This window comes from Chitiniphilus eburneus (assembly GCF_005048205.1).
Taxonomy (GTDB): Bacteria; Pseudomonadota; Gammaproteobacteria; order Burkholderiales; family Chitinibacteraceae; genus Chitiniphilus; species Chitiniphilus eburneus.
In genome coordinates, this window is record NZ_SUMF01000004.1 from 20340 (window position 1) to 37120 (window position 16781).

The 16781-nt window shown below is 64.5% G+C and carries 14 protein-coding genes and 1 tRNA gene; 8 read left to right on the forward strand and 7 right to left on the reverse strand.

Features of this window, described 5'->3' with window-relative positions; all coding sequences use genetic code 11:
• The first annotated feature begins 84 nt into the window (after positions 1-84).
• Both aroA and FAZ21_RS21040 read left to right on the forward strand, forming a co-directional pair.
• The gene (gene aroA / locus FAZ21_RS06175) at positions 85-1380 is read left to right on the forward strand and encodes a 3-phosphoshikimate 1-carboxyvinyltransferase (RefSeq protein ID WP_136772414.1); all 1296 of its coding nucleotides are present in this window, start codon (positions 85-87) and stop codon (positions 1378-1380) included.
• Between the two features lie 368 nt (positions 1381-1748).
• A complete protein-coding gene (locus FAZ21_RS21040) occupies positions 1749-3491 on the forward strand; it encodes a glycoside hydrolase family 19 protein (RefSeq protein ID WP_169307281.1) in 1743 nt (580 codons plus the stop codon).
• A gap of 140 nt (positions 3492-3631) precedes the next feature.
• Here FAZ21_RS21040 and FAZ21_RS06195 read toward each other — a convergent pair whose 3' ends face one another.
• A complete protein-coding gene (locus tag FAZ21_RS06195) occupies positions 3632-3970 on the reverse strand; it encodes a hypothetical protein (protein ID WP_136772415.1) in 339 nt (112 codons plus the stop codon).
• A 157-nt stretch (positions 3971-4127) separates the two neighbouring features.
• The gene (gene nagZ / locus FAZ21_RS06200) at positions 4128-5666 is read right to left on the reverse strand and encodes a beta-N-acetylhexosaminidase (RefSeq protein ID WP_136772416.1); all 1539 of its coding nucleotides are present in this window, start codon (positions 5664-5666) and stop codon (positions 4128-4130) included.
• 62 nt (positions 5667-5728) lie between these two features.
• Between nagZ and FAZ21_RS06205 the strand changes: the two genes are divergently transcribed.
• Positions 5729-6214 (forward strand): superoxide dismutase family protein, encoded by a 486-nt coding sequence (locus tag FAZ21_RS06205; RefSeq protein WP_136772417.1) that lies wholly within the window; start codon positions 5729-5731, stop codon positions 6212-6214.
• Between the two features lie 123 nt (positions 6215-6337).
• Here FAZ21_RS06205 and gltX read toward each other — a convergent pair whose 3' ends face one another.
• Both gltX and mltF read right to left on the reverse strand, forming a co-directional pair.
• Positions 6338-7738: a glutamate--tRNA ligase gene (gltX, locus tag FAZ21_RS06210; RefSeq protein ID WP_136772418.1), complete on the reverse strand. Its 1401-nt coding sequence runs from the start codon at positions 7736-7738 to the stop codon at positions 6338-6340.
• Between the two features lie 116 nt (positions 7739-7854).
• On the reverse strand, positions 7855-9315 hold the full coding sequence (gene mltF, locus FAZ21_RS06215) for a membrane-bound lytic murein transglycosylase MltF (RefSeq protein ID WP_136772419.1): 1461 nt from the start codon (positions 9313-9315) through the stop codon (positions 7855-7857).
• Between the two features lie 148 nt (positions 9316-9463).
• Between mltF and FAZ21_RS06220 the strand changes: the two genes are divergently transcribed.
• Positions 9464-9553 (forward strand) — tRNA-Ser (locus FAZ21_RS06220).
• 200 nt (positions 9554-9753) lie between these two features.
• On the opposite strand, the gene FAZ21_RS06225 is transcribed toward FAZ21_RS06220, so the two are convergent.
• From FAZ21_RS06225 to FAZ21_RS06235, 3 genes are read right to left on the reverse strand one after another with little or no spacing between them, the layout of a single operon-like run.
• Positions 9754-11949: a type IV pilus assembly protein FimV gene (locus tag FAZ21_RS06225; RefSeq protein ID WP_136772420.1), complete on the reverse strand. Its 2196-nt coding sequence runs from the start codon at positions 11947-11949 to the stop codon at positions 9754-9756.
• Positions 11950-11978: 29 nt separating this feature from the next.
• Positions 11979-13115: a PilT/PilU family type 4a pilus ATPase gene (locus tag FAZ21_RS06230; protein ID WP_136772421.1), complete on the reverse strand. Its 1137-nt coding sequence runs from the start codon at positions 13113-13115 to the stop codon at positions 11979-11981.
• A gap of 54 nt (positions 13116-13169) precedes the next feature.
• A complete protein-coding gene (locus FAZ21_RS06235; RefSeq protein ID WP_136772422.1) occupies positions 13170-14213 on the reverse strand; it encodes a type IV pilus twitching motility protein PilT in 1044 nt (347 codons plus the stop codon).
• Between the two features lie 92 nt (positions 14214-14305).
• On the opposite strand from FAZ21_RS06235, the gene FAZ21_RS06240 reads away from it, so the two are divergent.
• Genes FAZ21_RS06240 through FAZ21_RS06255 form a run of 4 tightly spaced genes read left to right on the forward strand, consistent with a single transcriptional unit; the run spans position 14306 to position 16745 of the window.
• Positions 14306-15025 (forward strand): YggS family pyridoxal phosphate-dependent enzyme, encoded by a 720-nt coding sequence (locus FAZ21_RS06240; RefSeq protein ID WP_136772423.1) that lies wholly within the window; start codon positions 14306-14308, stop codon positions 15023-15025.
• Positions 15022-15840 carry a pyrroline-5-carboxylate reductase gene (gene proC / locus FAZ21_RS06245; protein ID WP_136772424.1) on the forward strand — a complete coding sequence of 273 codons (819 nt, stop codon included), beginning with the start codon at positions 15022-15024 and terminating at the stop codon, positions 15838-15840. Before FAZ21_RS06240 ends, proC begins: the two co-directional genes overlap by 4 nt.
• 9 nt (positions 15841-15849) lie before the next feature.
• The gene (locus tag FAZ21_RS06250; protein ID WP_136772425.1) at positions 15850-16440 is read left to right on the forward strand and encodes a YggT family protein; all 591 of its coding nucleotides are present in this window, start codon (positions 15850-15852) and stop codon (positions 16438-16440) included.
• Complete coding sequence (locus FAZ21_RS06255) at positions 16440-16745, forward strand: DUF167 domain-containing protein (RefSeq protein ID WP_136772426.1); 306 nt, start codon at positions 16440-16442, stop codon at positions 16743-16745. The genes FAZ21_RS06250 and FAZ21_RS06255 overlap by 1 nt, the downstream gene beginning before the upstream one ends.
• The last annotated feature ends 36 nt before the right edge of the window (positions 16746-16781 follow it).

Below are 16781 nucleotides of genomic sequence, written 5' to 3' on the forward strand. Positions count from 1 at the left end.
CCCTGCGGTCGCGCCGGTATAAACATCCGGCGGGCCACGTTATCATTGCGGCCTTCCCCAAAGCCCACGCAACCGCGACTCCCCATGGAACATCTCGACCTCTCCCCGATTTCCCACGTGGCCGGCACCGTGGCGCTGCCCGGTTCCAAGAGCATCTCCAACCGCACCTTGCTGCTGGCCGCACTGTGCCGGGGCGAGACGCTGGTCAAGGGCCTGCTGGCATCGGACGACACCCAGCGCATGCTGGAAGCACTGACCGCGCTGGGCGTGAAGTGGGAACAATTGGGAGACAGCCGCGATTTCCGCATCCACGGCTGCGGCGGCGATTTCCCGGTGAAGCAGGCCGACCTGTTCCTGGGTAACGCCGGCACCGCGTTCCGCCCGCTGACAGCCGCCCTGGCACTGGCCGGCGGCGAATATCGCCTGTCCGGCGTGCCGCGCATGCACGAGCGCCCGATCGGCGATCTGGTGGATGCCCTGCGCCAGGCCGGCGCGCTGGTCGATTACCTGGGTCAGGAAGGCTATCCGCCGCTGGCGATCCACCCCGGCCGCATCGCCGGCGACCGGGTATCGGTAAAGGGCAACGTTTCCAGTCAGTTCCTCACCGGCCTGCTGATGGCGCTGCCGCTCACCGGACGCGACATGACCGTGACCGTGGAGGGCGAGCTGATCTCCAAGCCTTATATCGAGATCACGCTCAACCTGCTGACACGCTTCGGCATCGCCATCGAGCGGCGCGGCTGGAGCGAGTTCTTCATTCCCGGCGGCCAGGCCTACACCAGCCCCGGCGAGATTTTCGTCGAGGGCGATGCATCGTCGGCGTCGTACTTCCTGGCGGCGGGCGCCATCGCCGCCGCGCCCGGCCAGCCGGTGATCGTCACGGGCGTCGGCAAACAGAGCATCCAGGGCGATGTGCGCTTCGCCGAAGTGCTGGAGCAGATGGGCGCGACGATCGAACGTGGCGACAACTGGATCAGCGCCACCCGCCCGACCAGCGGCCGGCTACGCGCGGTGGACGTGGACCTCAACCATATCCCCGATGCGGCAATGACCATCGCCGTGGCCGCGCTGTTCGCCGAAGGCACCACCACCCTTCGCAATATCGAGAGCTGGCGCGTCAAGGAAACCGACCGCCTGAGCGCGATGGCCACCGAGCTGCGCAAGGTGGGCGCCACCGTCGAGGAAGGCCGCGACTACATCGTGGTCACGCCGCCCGCCGCGCTGACGCCGAACGCGGAAATCGGCACCTACGACGACCATCGCATGGCGATGTGCTTCTCGCTGGTATCGCTGGGCGCGCCGGTGCGGATTCTCGACCCCGGCTGCACCGCCAAGACCTTCCCCACCTATTTCGACGAGTTGGCACGCATCACCGTCTGACGCGGCTTTCCGGCCACCTGTCCGACACCCCGGCGCCCGTGCCGCAGGCTTTGGCCTGCGGCACGGGCGTTTTTGCTGCCCCGCCCTGCCTTTTTCCAGGCTTTGACCCAGCCGGCGCAAGAAATCGCACTGCCGCCGATATCAATGACTTAGCGTTGTCGTTGTGCTCAGCCTGTGGTGAAAATCGGTGAAAGCGATAACCATCACTACATCATTGATTAATTATATTTTGTTGATTTAACACGATTTTTTGAGAATCCATCGCATTGTAAACCGCTAGGAAGTGATCACTCGCGCTGATACCATCCTTGCCATTCGGCCCTTGAGACCGAAGCACAAACAAAGACAAAGGATGGAGGATTCAAACAATGGCGCTTATTCCAGGCAGCCGCCACGCGCTCGTCGTGGCATTGGCCTTTGTGGGTGTTGCCCACGCGGCCGAATGGAGCAACACGGCGGTGTACACCGCCGGGCAGGAAGTCACCTACCAGGGCAGTAGCTACAAGGCCAAGTGGTGGACGCAGGGCAACGTGCCCGGCGCCGAGCAATGGGGCCCATGGCAGTTGGTGGGCACCGCCACGCCGACGCCTACCCCGGTCGTCACGCCGACCCCGACCGCCACGCCGGTTCCCACCGCCGTGCCGACGCCCACCGTGACCCCGACGCCTCGCCCCGTCACCCCGACCCCCAGCGTCACGCCTACCCCGGCAGTCACTCCGACCCCATCCGGCACCACCTGCAATGCCGCCTGGGCTGAAGGCAACACCTACGCCGCCGGCGCCACGGTGACCTACAACGGCCGCAATTACCGCGCACTGGTCACCCATGTCGCCTATGTCGGCGCCAACTGGAACCCCGCAGCCAGCGGTACGCTGTGGCAGGACATCGGCGCCTGCGGTGGCGGCAATCCCACCCCGACGCCCGTTGTCCCGACGCCTACCCCGGTCGGCCCCACACCGACACCGGTCGTACCAACGCCCACACCGGTTGGTCCGACACCGACGCCCGTGGTGACCGGCGTACCGTCGCTGGCCCAGGCCCAGGCACGTGAAGCCGACCTGACCAACAACGATTTCTTCCGCACCGTAAAGGCGTCGATCCGTACCGCGCCCAATGCCGTGGTCGATGCCGTGGCACCGGGCCGCGCGGATAACCCGAAGAACGTGAAGCGCGTGGAAGGCATCCTGCCCGCCGCGCAATGGGAATACCTGTTCCCGCGTCGCGAGGCGAGCTACACCTATACCCGCTTCCTCCAGGCCATCGCCAAGTTCCCGGCGATCTGCGATGACTACAGCGACGGTCGCAATGCCGACGCCATCTGCCGTCACTCGCTGGCAACGATGTTCGCGCACTTCGCGCAGGAAACCGGCGATCACAACCGCAACGACACGGTGCCGGAATGGCGCCAGGCGCTGAAGTACCTGCGCGAGATGGGTTGCGACGAAACCGGGCCGGGCTGCGGTTACAACACCGAATGCGCCGACCCGGTGTTCAACAAGGTATGGACCTGCGGCAAGAACGCCGACGGTAGCTGGAAGAAGTACTTCGGGCGCGGCGCCAAGCAGCTCTCGTACAACTACAACTACGGGCCGTTCTCGCAGGTGATGTACTCGGGCGACCAGTTCAAGCTGCTGAACGAGCCAGATCTGGTGGCGTCCACCTGGCTGAACCTGGCCTCGGCGACGTTCTTCTTCGTCTATCCGCAACCGCCCAAGCCGTCGATGCTGCATGTGCTGGACGGAACCTGGGTACCGAACCAGGTGGACAAGACGGCGGGCACGGGCAACAACTTCGCCACCACCATCCAGATCATCAACGCCGAGTGCGGGCTGGGAACGGAGAAGCAGGCCGCGCAGAACCGGATCGACTACTACAAGGAGTTCTCGCGCGAACTGGGCTGGGATTACAGCAACGAGCAGTTGTCCTGCGCCACCATGCAGCGCTTCGGGTCCGGCAGTTCGGCCGCGTACAACATCTACTGGGAGAAGAACTGGAATGTCGGTGGCGACTACCAGTGCCAGTTGGTGAGCTACCAGACGCCGTATAACGCGCTGATCGAAGGCCAGTACGCCAAGTGCGTGGAAGCCAACTGGGGCGTGACGCTGCGTTAAGCATCATGTCCGGGTGATCATCGGGGGCGCCATGGCGCCCCCGATGTTTTTGGCCGCGTGGTTCCGGGCAGCAGGGTTCGCCTGCGGCAGGCAACAAAAAAAGCCGGGAATCTCCCGGCTTCTTTTTTTGCCCGGCGCGCTCAGCGGCGGGTATTGGCGGCGTACTGACGGCCCTCGACGCGCACATCGCGCTTGGCCACCTTGTTGCGCTGGGCCTTGGAGGCATACACCTTGTTGCCCCGCTTGGCGGAGGCATATTGCTTGTTGCGTTTGGCGCTGGCGTACTGGCGGCCGGATTTGCGGGCCTCCTGCTTGCTGGCCACCTTGACGTTCTTCTTGGCCTGGGCCGATACGGGGCGGGAAACGGGTACGGCGTAAGCGGGTTCATCGAACGGCAGCGGCGCATCGGCCACCATCAGATCTGCCCCGAAGGCGGGCGTAAAGGCCAGGGCCAGCACGCACAGCAACAACTTTTTCATGACCCCATCCTTTTTGAACAACCGGGTGTGAATTTTGGCGGTGTCAGTCTATAGCGCCAATCTATATTGGCGCAAACCTTTTTCTTGGCGGGCCGCGAGTGCGGCGCCGCCCAGTATACCCAGCCCCGACGTCGCGCGGACGCGGCCTTGCGTCACGCTAGCCGCCCTGCGCCAGCAAATCCGCCAATACCGTCAGCGCCGCCGGACGATTGGCATAACAAGCCAGATGGCCGGCCGAGTTCGGTAATAAATCGATGTCATAAGGCAGCCGCCCGGCCACCAGCCACGTCCGCTCGCCGGGCAGGCTGGCCAGGAGCGCACGCTGCGCCGGGAACAGCACGGCGTTGTAGCTCACGACCACCACCTGCGGCGCCTCGGCGGCCCGAGCCTGGGCAGCGGCGATTTCCTCCGGCGTGGGCGCCAGTGGCAAGGCGATCTCGCTGACCGCATATCCAAGCGCGGCGAGTGGGTCGGCCAGCGTATCGCGTGCCACCATGGCCCGCCCCATCGCCACTTCGTCGATCTCGGTACGGGTACGGACCTCCAGCGTGATCAGGAGTACCGGTTGGGTGGCGTCGAGCGCGCGGCAATGCCCGGTGACGGCACGGCGATGGACCGACGCGGACAACGCCAGCGCCTCGGGTGTGCGCAGGCGCGGCGTCGGGTCCACCGGCAGCGCGCGCCACCCGGCGATGTTTCGGCGTTGCTTCAGCGCGTCGATCCGCGCCAGCGACACCGCCAGCCGCTCGCGCGGAACCTCACCCTGCGCCACCGCGCGCGCCAGGTTGTCGATGGCGTCGATCTGGATCGATTCGCGATGCGACACCAGCAGCATGTCGGCGCCGGCCTGGAAGGCGCGCAGCGAGCCGGTGACGGTGCCGACGCCACGGCCGATGGCGTCCATTTCCAGGCAGTCGGTGAACACCGCGCCGGCAAAACCCAGTTGTTCGCGCAACAGGCCGGTCAATACGGCATGCGACAACGTGGACGGCGTATCGGGATCGGGCTCGACGGCGGGAAAGGCCACGTGTGCCGACATCACGGCATCGACGCCGGCAGCGATTGCGGCGCGGAATGGCGCCAGTTCCACCGCGTCCAGCCGCACCCGATCGTGCCCCACGCGCGGTACGCCCAGGTGCGAGTCGGTATCGGTATCGCCGTGGCCGGGAAAATGCTTGGCGGTGGCGGCCAGCCCGGCGGCCTGGATGCCCCGCATTGCGGCCAGTCCATACTCACACACCGTTGCAACATCCTCGCCGTGGGCACGCACCCCGATCACCGGATTAAGACGGTTGTTGTTCACGTCGAGCACGGGCGCAAAGTTGATGTTCAGGCCCAACGCGGCCAGCTCGGTCGCGCCGACGCGGTTGAGCGCCTCGCAATCGGCGGCGGAGCCAGCGGCCTGATAGGCCAGCGCCGACGGCAACGGCGTCATGCCGGCCTCGATGCGCGTCACCATCCCCCCCTCCTGGTCGATACCGATCAGCAGCGGTATCTCGCTGACTTCGGCATTGATCTCCTGGAGCCGCCGGCATAACGCCGCCACCTGCCGCGGGGTATCGACGTTGCGGCGAAACAGGATCACGCCACCGACGCGGTATTCGCGTATCAGCCGTTCGATATGGGCATTCGGCACCAGTCCGTCGAAGCCCACCATGAAACACTGACCAATCTCAGCCTTAGAACTTAATGCCATTGCAAGTTGTCGCTCTTGAAGGTCGGCACACCGGCCGGTACACCCATCGAAAGGAGATCATCATGAAGCACTTGAGCCTGCTGTTGGCTGCGGCATTCTCTCTCCCCGCCCTGGCCGCCACGGCGCCCCCCATCACGCAACTGTCGCCGGCCTCGGGCAGCCAGGTACGCGGCGGCGTCACGCTGATCGATACCGCCGACGGCCTGCGGGTCGCAGGCGAGATCACTGGCCTGAGCCCCGGCGCCCATGGCTTCCATGTCCATGTGCGCGGTAACTGTTCGGCCCCGGATGCCAGTAGCGCGGGCGATCACTACAACCCGGATGCACACCCGCACGGCGACCCCGACCCGTCACGCCATCATGCCGGCGACCTGGGCAACATTGAGGCCGATGCGCAGGGCCGCGCCACGGTGGCAGTGGTGGTCCCTGGCCTGACCGCCGCCGATCTCAAGGGCCGTGCATTGGTAGTGCACGACAAGCCGGACGATCTGCGCACCCAGCCTTCCGGCGCCTCCGGCGACCGGATCGCCTGCGGGGTGATCCACTAGGGTGAATCGACATTCAAACATGGGTGCGAAGGAGGAAGGCCGGATGCAGGGCAAGGCGTGCCAAGCGAAATGGGGTGATACCCACGAGCGAGGCACAACGCAGCCATGCGCCCGGCCTTGCGTTCAGGCCGCCAGCCGGCGCAGTACTTCCTCCCGGCCCAGCAAGGCCAGCACGGCGTCCACCGACGGCGTGCTGGTGGTGCCGCATACCTTGGCGCGCAACGGCATGCCCACCAGCGGCATCTTCACGCCCTGCTGCTTCACGAAATCCTTGATGTAGGCGGACAGCGCTTCGACCGTCCAGTCCGGCAGGCGCGCGGCGCCTTCGGCGAAGAAGCCCAGTCGCGCTTCGTCGTCCGGCGTGAGGTGCTTTTCGACGATGTCGGCGGTAGGGGTCAGCGCGCGATAGAAGTATTCTGCCTGGTTGGCCATGTCCAGCAGGGTCTGGCTGCGATCCTTCAGCAGCACGCAAACGTCGGCCAGTCGTGGGCCGCCGTCGGTGCTCACGCCGCGCTCCTCCAGGAAGCCGGCGACGCGTGCCGCCAGCCGGGCTGGCTGGGCCTGCTTGATGTGCTGGGCATTCAGCCACAGCAGTTTGTCGCGGTCGAACCGGCTGGGGCTGGGAGAGACATCCGCGAGCTCGAACCATTCGACGAACTGGTCGAGGGTGAAGAACTCGTCGTCGCCATGGCCCCAGCCCAGGCGGGCCAGATAGTTGAGCAACGCTTCGGGCAGGAAGCCCATCTTGTCGTAATCGACCACCGACACCGCGTCGCGGCGCTTGGAGAGCTTCTGGCCCTGATCGTTGTGGATCATCGGCAAGTGCGCGAACAGCGGCACCTCGGCGCCCAGCGCCTGGTACATGTGGATCTGGCGCGGCGTGTTGTTGACGTGATCGTCACCCCGGATCACATGGCTGATCTGCATATCCCAGTCGTCGACCACCACGCAGAAGTTGTAGGTGGGGGTGCCATCCGGCCGGGCGATGATCAGGTCGTCCAGTTCATCGTTGGAAATCTCGATCCGGCCCTTTACCTGGTCGTCCCACGCCACGGCACCGCCGATGGGGGTACGGAAGCGCACCACCGGCGTTACGCCGGCGGGCGGCGCGGGCAGCACCTTGCCCTCCTCCGGGCGCCAGCGGCGGTCGTAGCGCGGCTTTTCGCCACGCGCCTCGGCCTCGGCGCGCATCGCGTCCAGTTCCTCTTTGCTGCAATAGCAGTGGTACGCATGCCCGGACGCCAGCATCTGGCCAACCACTTCCTTGTACCGATCCATGCGCTGCATCTGGTAGAAGGGGCCTTCGTCGTAGCCCAGGCCGACCCAGTGCATGCCATCCAGGATCGCCGCCACCGATTCCGGCGTGGAACGCTCCAGGTCGGTGTCTTCGATGCGCAGGATGAACTGCCCGCCGTGCTTGCGCGCGTGCGCCCACGAAAACAGGGCGGTACGTACGCCACCGATATGCAACAGGCCGGTGGGGCTGGGCGCGAAGCGCGTGCGAACGGGACGGGTCTGGCTCATGGTCAATCCGGGCAGAAAAAAACGAAGCCGGTATTGTAGCGGCGGGACGCGCCGCCGGGGCGGCACAAACGAAATCGCCCGGCCATGGCCGGGCGATCAAGCGGAGCGACAATCGATTACAGGGATGCCTGGCGGATCGGCTCGCGCGCCGGCACCACGCGGTTGTTGATCTTCAACGGCAGGTTGTCCGGGTTCTGGATCACCACATCCTCGGCCAGCATCGGCAGATCCGGCTTCGCCGGCTCTTCGAAGCGCGCCAGGATATCGTAGTAGGTGCGCAGCGTTTCGACGAAGATCACCGGCTCGCCACCGCGGGCATAGCCATAGCGCAGCGTCGAGAAATACTTGGGATCGCGCAGCAGCGGCAGTACGGTCTTCAGGTCCGCCCAGCTATCCGGGCTCTTGTTCAGGCGACGGGCCAGGATACGCGCATCCGACAGATGCCCGATGCCGACGTTATAGGCGGCCAGCGCCAGCCAGGTACGATCCGGCTCGGCAATGGTTTCCGGGATGGCCTTGCGCATCATCTCCATATAGCGCGCGCCCCCCTGGATGCTCTGGTATGGGTCCAGACGGTTCACGCGCAGGCGGTTGGCCGTGTCGGTGGTCAGCATCATCATGCCGCGCACGCCGTAGGCGGAAACGGCCGCCGGGTCCCAGTGCGATTCCTGGTAGGACAGCGCGGCGATCAGGCGCCAGTCGATACCGGTTTTCTGCTCGGCCTCGCGGAACCAGTCGCGATAGCGCGGCAGCGTGGTTTCACGCTTGCCGAGGAAGGCCAGTGCATCGACAGGGTCTACGCGGTCCAGATGGCCGTAGTAACGGTCGATCAGGCGCTTGATGCTGCCATCCTGCGCCAGTTGATTGAAATAGCCGCTCAATTGGCCGAGCAGCACGGTGTCTTCCTTGGGCATGGCCCAGGCCAGCGCCTGTTCGCTCTCGAACGGGCTGGATACCGTGACGTTGGGGAAGTAGTTCTGCGCAACGTCGGCCAGGTTGGAGTCGAGCACGGCGAAGTCGTATTCGCCAGCGGCCACGCCTTCGATCAGCCCTTCGGCATCCTCGCCTTCCACCATGCGCCAGGTGAATGCGGGGTGCTCCATCCTGTAGCGGTTCATTGCCATCAGGTATTGCGGTAACGTCTTTACCGTGCCGCTGCCTGCCTGGAGCAAATCCAGTGCCTTGGCGGCGCTGATGCGGGAGGAATGGACCAGTACCGGCTGTACTTGCTGGTAGGCCGGGCCGAAGGCCAGCGACGGATGTTCGTCGTCGCGATGGATGCCCACGGCAAGGTGCGCCTCGTGCCGTTCCAGGCGTTCGAGGAGGCGGTGATAGTTGCTTTCGACGATGAACCGGACCTTCAGCCCGTTGGCGTCGGCAAAGCGTTTGACAAGATCGTACTCAAGCCCGGCGTATTTGCCGTCGGCATCCACATAGAGCGTCGTGGGGCTGTTTTGCACCAGCACCACCAGTTCCTTGGACTCGTTCCAGGGCTGGATACGATTGGTTTGCTGATTCGGCATGTCGGAGCATCCGACCAGCGCAGTGGCGAACAAGGCCATCAACCAGTGTTTCATGCGACTCCATCAATGAAGTCCCTAACGAAATGTAGTTGTAGGGGACCTCGGGTTAGGACGGGCGCATTTTGCACATCTTTGCCGTTCATCTCAAACGTAAAGACTTTGCATTTGCTAATAAACCCGGCTAGAATCCGGCCTTCCTCGCGGAAAGGTGGCAGAGTGGTCGAATGCGCCAGACTCGAAATCTGGTTTAGGCTCCGGTCTAACGTGGGTTCGAATCCCACCCTTTCCGCCACTTCATGAAGAAAACGGCGTCGTGATCCACGACGCCGTTTTTTCGTTTCCGCCAGCCGATTCCACCGACATTTACAGTTTGCTTCTGAATGTAACCGGCGCAGCCTGCCGCACGCTTACTGTCCAGCATTACGCAAAAACTGACGGCACCATTTCCCGAAGCTCATCAAAATAAAAAGCCGCCCGGCAAGCGGGCGGCGTTCAACGGTGCTTGATGGGAAACAATCGATCCAGCCATTTCAGAGCGGTCTGCCGTTGCTCCAGCGTGCCGTTGTAGAGCGTTTCCTCCAGCAGGCGGAATACCGTGCCGGTATCGCCCTTGGCCAGCAGCTCGGATACAGGCCGCAGGACCGGATCGTCGGTGAGGAACTCGGTCGGGTTTACTTCCGTCGTGGCAGGCTTCTCGCTCGGCGCCACTTCGGCGATCAGGAAATCCGCCGGTTTGAACAGCGGCTCGCCTTCGGCGGGTGGTGGCTCCTGTGCCGGCGTGGCCTCCAGTTCGAACGGCTCGCTGTCGAGCGCCGGCAACTCCAGCGTTTCGATGATGTTGGAAGGCGGCTCCGGCTCCACTGCCGGGGGCAGGATGAATTCCAGCGACGGCATCTCCACGGACATCATCGGTTCGTCGTCACGCGGCCCCAGCGCATCGCGCAGCGGTGTGGCCGCAGGCATCGAAACGGGGGGCTTTTCGGGTTGAACCGGTGGCGGCGGCACAGGCCGCGCGGTTGCCTGTAGCAAGCCTTCCTCATCATCCAGCGGCTCGTAGAGCGGATTGCCCGGGTCGAGGTCGCGCCCCAGGGCCTGCACCTGCTGCCATAGCGCATCGCTGGCGAATTGCAGCCGGAACGCCACGGCCCGCTCCTGATAGGGCTGCTTCATGTCGTTGTGACGCAGCACTTCGAACAGCTTCATCCAGAGCGCAAGTGCCGTGGGATGTTGCTCGATCTCATGCGACAACAGGTTCACGGCCTGTTGCACGAGACCGTGATCGATCAGCAACTGCGCTTCCTCGGACACATTGCCCGGCAGCACCACGTCCACTTCGTCGTTATGCCACTCGTTGGCCATCTGCGCGATGTTATGCGCCAGATCGCGAACGCTGGCCCCCGCGCCCCCAGTCACCGCGCCGGCAACCGGTACCGGGCCCTCACCGAATCCAGTGACCAGCTTGCCGGTCGCGCCAAAACGCGGCTCCAGCGTGGTAGCCATCGAGAACGGCTCGTACTCCTCGGCCAGCCGCCGCTCACGCCAGCGCCACAGCAGATAGCCGCCCGGTAACAACAGCAGTGCGAGCAGGCCGCCCCACATCCAGTAGCCGCCCTCCGACGAAACGACCGGTTTTTCGGTTCTGCCGGTCTGCGGCTCGGCGCCTGACTTCAGGCCAGCCCTTGATTTGATCTGTGCCAGTTGCTTTTCCAGTTGGGCGATCTGGTATTTCAACTGCATCAACTGCGCAGTCTGGTCGTCCGACTCCAGCAGCAACAGGTTTTCCCGCAGGCGTAGTGTTTCCTCGGGCGTCATCGGCGCACGGTATTCCAGGTCCAGCGTCGGGGCGGAAAGCTGCAAGCGATAGGTGCCGTCCGCCTCAGTGGGACGCGGCGTGTCCGGTGCCACGCTGCCGACGGCGGGGGGCAGCGGCTCGATGGTCAGGGCAGGCTTCGTGGCAGGGCGGACCGGCTCACGCGGCAGCACCTGGCTCACGACGTCTTCCGGTTCCTGCGGGCGGATACGCGGCGCCGGCAGGTAGATGGCGAGGTCGCGCTCGAGCGGCGTGCGCGAACTCTGCGGCAGACCATCGTTCATGGCGTGGATCTGATCGATCAGCCAGGCCCGCTCCTGCGCGTCGCTGGGGAAGTAACGACGGGCGATGCGCTCGACCGAGTCGCCCGATTCGGTACGCCAGATCCCCCCCAATGCCGGTACGGCGCGGCGCGATTCGTCGCTGGCGCGCCGCGTCGCGGCGGAACGGCGTGGCGAGACGACCGGTGCCGCGGTGTACTCACGGGGATCGAGCAGCAGGGAGTAGTCACGCTGGAATTCGCCGGTGCTGCTGGTCGGACACGCCACCCGCACCGAAACACCGATCACCGGCTCCTGGACGGCATCGATGCTGAAAATACGCAGCGTGCCGCCATCGGGCGTGCCGTCGAACGCCAGCCGGGCGCGCGTCAAGTGGGCGGCGCCTTCGTCGGTGCCGGGCAACAGGCGGAAACAGCGGATGGACAGCATCTCGTCGCCGTTCGCGACGACGGGAATGCTGGCCTGAAGACGTTCACCCAGCGCCGACTGCACGTCGATGTCGCCCAGGGAGGCGGCAAACGTGGAAGGAAAAGCCAGCGCGCCGCCTAGTGCGGCCAGCGAAAGACAAAGGCGGGACGGACTAAAAGGTAAATTCATTGAGTCGCCTGACGTCGAACGCAATGCGCTCAGACGATATCCAGGTGGTCGATACCCGACAACACGTCCTTTTGCTTGGCTTCGGAACCCTGCAGCTTGATCTGAAGGCGTAGATCGTTCACGGAATCGGCATTGCGCAACGCATCTTCATAGCTGACCTTGCCTGCTTCGTACAGGTCAAACAGGCTCTGGTCGAAGGTCTGCATGCCCAGTTCGCGAGATTTCTTCATGATTTCCTTGATCTCGTGCACTTCGCCCTTGAACACCAGCTCCGAAATCAACGGCGAGTTGAGCATCACCTCCACCGCAGCCACCCGGCCCTTGCCGGAACGGTGCGGCAACAGGCGCTGCGAGACGAAGGCTTTCAGGTTGAGCGACAGATCCATCAGCAACTGCGCGCGCCGCTCTTCGGGGAAGAAGTTGATGATCCGGTCCAGTGCCTGGTTCGACGAGTTGGCATGCAGCGTGGCCATGCACAGGTGACCGGTCTCGGCAAAGGCAATGGCGTAGTCCATGGTGTCGCGGTCGCGGATTTCGCCGATCAGGATCACGTCCGGCGCCTGGCGCAGGGTGTTCTTCAGCGCAGCGCCCCAGGAGTCGGTATCGACCCCCACTTCCCGTTGCGTGACGATGCAGTTCTTGTGCTCGTGGACGTATTCGATCGGGTCTTCGATGGTGATGATGTGGTCGTACGAGCTTTCGTTGCGATGGCCGATCATCGCGGCCAGCGACGTGGATTTGCCGCTGCCGGTGCCACCGACGAAGATCACCAGCCCACGCTTGGTCATGGCGATATCCTGCAATACCGGCGGCAGGCCCAGCTCGCTCAGGCGCGGGATTTCGGAGTTGATCGTCCGTAGCACCATGCCCACGCGGCTTTGCTGCATGAAGGCATTCACGCGAAAACGCCCGAGCGTGCCGGGGCTGATCGCGAAATTGCATTCCTTGGTGGCTTCGAATTCCTCTGCCTGCCGGTCATTCATGATCGACCGGGCCAGCTCCTTGGTGTGCTGCGCGGTCAGAACCTGGGCCGACACCGGCGTCACCTTGCCGTCGATCTTCATCGCGGGCGGAAAATCCGCGGTAATAAACAGATCGGAGGCGCCTTTGGCGCGCATATGCCGCAGGAGATCCTGCATGAATTTCGCTGCTTGTTCCTTTTCCATCGCCGTACCCGTGGTTGTTATCGTCGTTATACCCCGTCCCGCGGGTTCTTTGGGTTATCCCTTGAAGTTATCAGGGATGGCCGCCTTGGTGCGTGCCTCGGCGATCGAGACAACATTGCGTTGCACCAGGTTCTGCAAGCTCTGATCCAGCGTCTGCATCCCGTATTGCTGGCCGGTCTGGATCGATGAATACATCTGCGCGATCTTGTTCTCGCGGATCAGGTTACGGATAGCCGGAATGCCGATCATGATCTCGTGCGCCGCCACGCGGCCCTGCCCGTCCTTGGTCTTGAGCAGCGTTTGCGAGATCACCGCGCGCAGCGATTCAGACAGCATCGCACGCACCATCTCCTTTTCCGCTGCCGGGAACACGTCGACCACACGGTCGATGGTCTTGGCGGCCGAGCTGGTGTGCAGCGTACCAAACACAAGGTGGCCCGTTTCCGCGGCGGTCAACGCCAGGCGGATGGTCTCCAGGTCGCGCATTTCGCCCACCAGGATCACGTCCGGGTCTTCCCGCAGCGCGGAACGCAGCGCGTTGGAGAAGCTCAAGGTATGCGGGCCGACTTCACGCTGGTTGATCAGGCATTTCTTGGACTGGTGCACGAATTCGATCGGGTCCTCGACGGTGAGGATGTGTCCGTACTCGTTTTCGTTGATGTAGTTGACCATCGCGGCCAGCGTGGTGGATTTGCCCGAGCCGGTCGGCCCGGTCACCAGCACCAGTCCGCGCGGGTTTTCGGAGATTTCCTGGAACACCTTGGGGGCGTTCAGTTCCTCGAGCGTCAGTACCTTGGAGGGAATGGTCCGGAACACGGCGCCCGCGCCGCGTTGCTGCACGAAGGCATTGACCCGGAAACGCGCCAGGTTGGGGATCTCGAACGAGAAGTCCGCCTCCAGCGTATCCTCGTAAACCTTGCGTTGCCCGTCGTTCATGATGTCGTACACCATGTCGTGCACATCCTTGTGCTCGAGCGCGGGCAGGTTGATCCGCCGCACGTCCCCGTGAACGCGGATCATGGGCGGCAGGCCGGAGGAAAGGTGCAGGTCGGATGCCTTGTTCTTGACGGCAAAGGCCAAGAGTTCGGAAATTTCCATTTATAATTTTGTCCTTCGGCGTAGCGCCGGCGGGCGCCCCGAAGGGGCCGCAAGCGGCGTGAAATCTGGGCTGGCGCGAACTGCGAAGCATTATGGCAACGATTTTTACAGCGTGGCAAGGCGTGCTGACGCGCATGGCGAAAGCCGCACAAGCCGCCGGGCGTTCCCCGGAAAGCGTGCACCTGCTGGCGGTCGGCAAGACCTTTCCGGCGGAATCGATCCGCGAACTGCATGGTTGCGGCCAGCGCGCGTTCGGCGAGAACTACGTGCAGGAGCTGACAACCAAGGCGCGGGAACTGGCTGATCTGCCCGGGTTGGCGTGGCATTTCATCGGCCCGTTGCAAAGCAACAAGACCCGCCACGTGGCGGAAATTGCAGCCTGGGTCCATACCGTCGACCGCTTGAAGATCGCCGAACGCCTGGCGGCGCAGCGACCCGAATCGCTGCCGCCATTGAACGTCTGCATCCAGGTGAATGTCTCGGGAGAGGCGAGCAAGTCGGGGGTGGAGCCCAAAGCCGCGTCGGCGCTGGCGCACGCGATGGCGGCGCTGCCGCGGTTGCGGCTGCGCGGCCTGATGTGCATCCCCGAGCCGACAGGCGACGACGAACGGCTGCGTGCGCAATTCGCAACACTCGCAGCGCTGAAGCAACAACTGGAGCGCGAAGGACTCGTGCTCGATACCCTGTCGATGGGCATGTCCGCCGATCTGGATCTCGCGATCCGGGAAGGCGCCACCATCGTGCGGGTGGGCACTGCGCTGTTTGGCGCCAGAACCTACAACTCGAACCAGGACCAAGGAATTCCAGGATGAGCAAGATCACCTTCATCGGCGGCGGCAACATGGCCAGCGCCATCATCGGCGGCCTGATCAGTCGCGGCGCCGCGGCGAGCGACCTCCATGTCATCGACCCCGAAGCCGCCCGGCTCGCCGAGCTGGCCACGCGCTACGGCGTCACCGGCGGTTCGCCGGACGATGCCCTGCCCACCAGCGATGTCGTGGTCCTGGCGGTCAAGCCGCAACAACTGAAGGCGGTATCGCAGCACCTGGCCCCATCGCTGGGCGGCGCGCTGGTGATCTCCATCGCCGCCGGCATCCGCGCCGACAGCCTGTCGCGCTGGCTGGGCGGCCATACCCGCGTGGTCCGGGTGATGCCCAACACGCCGGCGCTGGTCCAGGCCGGGCTGTCCGGCGCCTACGCCGGCGCCGACGTGGATACGTCGGATCGGGCGCTCGCCGATCGCGTACTCGGCGCCATTGGCGAAGTGGTGTGGGTGGAAAGCGAGGCCGAGATCGACGGCATCACCGCGATTTCCGGCAGCGGCCCGGCCTATGTGTTCTATTTCATGGAAGCGCTGCAAGCGGCGGCCCGTGCGCAGGGTTTCAACATCGACACCGCGCGCAAGCTGGCTTACCAGACGTTCTACGGCGCGGTGAAACTGGCGCTGGAAAGCGAGGACGACGCCGGCACGCTGCGCGCCAAGGTCACCAGCAAGGGTGGCACCACCGAGCGCGCCATCAATGCGTTCGAGACCAGCCAGCTCCGCGCCACCATCATTGCCGCCGCCGCCGCCGCCGCCGCCCGTTCCCGCGAATTGGGCGAGGAACTGGGCCGCGACGCCGATTGAGGAGCCGCCATGCTCGACGCCCTGCATTTCCTGCTGCGCAGCATTGGCGGCTTTCTGATCCTGCTGTTCCTGGCCCGCTTCTACCTCCAGGCCTTCAAGGCATCGTTCCGCCACCCGCTGGGGCAGTTTGTCCTGGCGCTGACCAACTGGGCGGTGCTGCCCGCCCGGCGTCTGCTGCCGCCGCTGCGCGGCTACGATACCGCCAGCTTCGTGCTGGCCGGTTTCACCGCCTTCCTGATGCACGCGCTGATGCTGGCACTGACGCCGTGGAGCTTCGTCTTCACCGCGCCCGCATCGCTGCTGGCGCTGGTGGTGGTATCGGTGCTGGAGCTGTTCAAGATGTCGCTGTACCTGCTCACCGCCGCGGTGATCGGACAGGCGCTGATGTCCTGGTTCTCGCCCTACAACCCGTTGATGCCATTGTTCAACGCGCTGACCGGCCCGTTCCTGCGACCATTGCAGCGGGTGATTCCGCCCGTGGGCCATGTCGATATCACGCCGCTGATCCTGCTGCTGGTGATCCAGCTCTTTCTCAGCGTGCTGATCCCGCAACTGGAAAGCACCATCCTTGCCTATGTGTCGATGGTGGGGCCGGCCTGATGGCTGAAGGCTGGTATCGCCAGGATGGCGCGGACTGGCTGTTGCAGTTGCACGTGCAGCCCGGCGCGAAGAAAACCGAGGTCGCCGGCCTGTACGACGGCGCGCTCAAGCTGAGGCTGGCCGCACCACCGGTGGACGGCAAGGCCAACACCGCGTTGCTGGCCTTCGTGGCCGAGGCCTTCGCCATACCGCGCCGGCAGGTGGAACTGAAAAGCGGCGCTTCGTCGCGCCGCAAGGTGATCCGCGTGTCTGGCAGCGCCTTGGCCCCCGAGCAGGCAATGGGGTCGGGGCCGGATGCCGCATGACGCCGCGACATCGCCCTGCCCCGATGCCTGGCCGGC

Coding starts and splice junctions, on each gene's coding strand:
- aroA (WP_136772414.1), top strand. CDS start 85: ATGGAACATCTCGACCTCTCCCCGATTTCCCACGTGGCCGGCACCGTG.
- FAZ21_RS21040 (WP_169307281.1), top strand. CDS start 1,749: ATGGCGCTTATTCCAGGCAGCCGCCACGCGCTCGTCGTGGCATTGGCC.
- FAZ21_RS06195 (WP_136772415.1), bottom strand. CDS start 3,970: ATGAAAAAGTTGTTGCTGTGCGTGCTGGCCCTGGCCTTTACGCCCGCC.
- nagZ (WP_136772416.1), bottom strand. CDS start 5,666: ATGGCATTAAGTTCTAAGGCTGAGATTGGTCAGTGTTTCATGGTGGGC.
- FAZ21_RS06205 (WP_136772417.1), top strand. CDS start 5,729: ATGAAGCACTTGAGCCTGCTGTTGGCTGCGGCATTCTCTCTCCCCGCC.
- gltX (WP_136772418.1), bottom strand. CDS start 7,738: ATGAGCCAGACCCGTCCCGTTCGCACGCGCTTCGCGCCCAGCCCCACC.
- mltF (WP_136772419.1), bottom strand. CDS start 9,315: ATGAAACACTGGTTGATGGCCTTGTTCGCCACTGCGCTGGTCGGATGC.
- FAZ21_RS06225 (WP_136772420.1), bottom strand. CDS start 11,949: ATGAATTTACCTTTTAGTCCGTCCCGCCTTTGTCTTTCGCTGGCCGCA.
- FAZ21_RS06230 (WP_136772421.1), bottom strand. CDS start 13,115: ATGGAAAAGGAACAAGCAGCGAAATTCATGCAGGATCTCCTGCGGCAT.
- FAZ21_RS06235 (WP_136772422.1), bottom strand. CDS start 14,213: ATGGAAATTTCCGAACTCTTGGCCTTTGCCGTCAAGAACAAGGCATCC.
- FAZ21_RS06240 (WP_136772423.1), top strand. CDS start 14,306: ATGGCAACGATTTTTACAGCGTGGCAAGGCGTGCTGACGCGCATGGCG.
- proC (WP_136772424.1), top strand. CDS start 15,022: ATGAGCAAGATCACCTTCATCGGCGGCGGCAACATGGCCAGCGCCATC.
- FAZ21_RS06250 (WP_136772425.1), top strand. CDS start 15,850: ATGCTCGACGCCCTGCATTTCCTGCTGCGCAGCATTGGCGGCTTTCTG.
- FAZ21_RS06255 (WP_136772426.1), top strand. CDS start 16,440: ATGGCTGAAGGCTGGTATCGCCAGGATGGCGCGGACTGGCTGTTGCAG.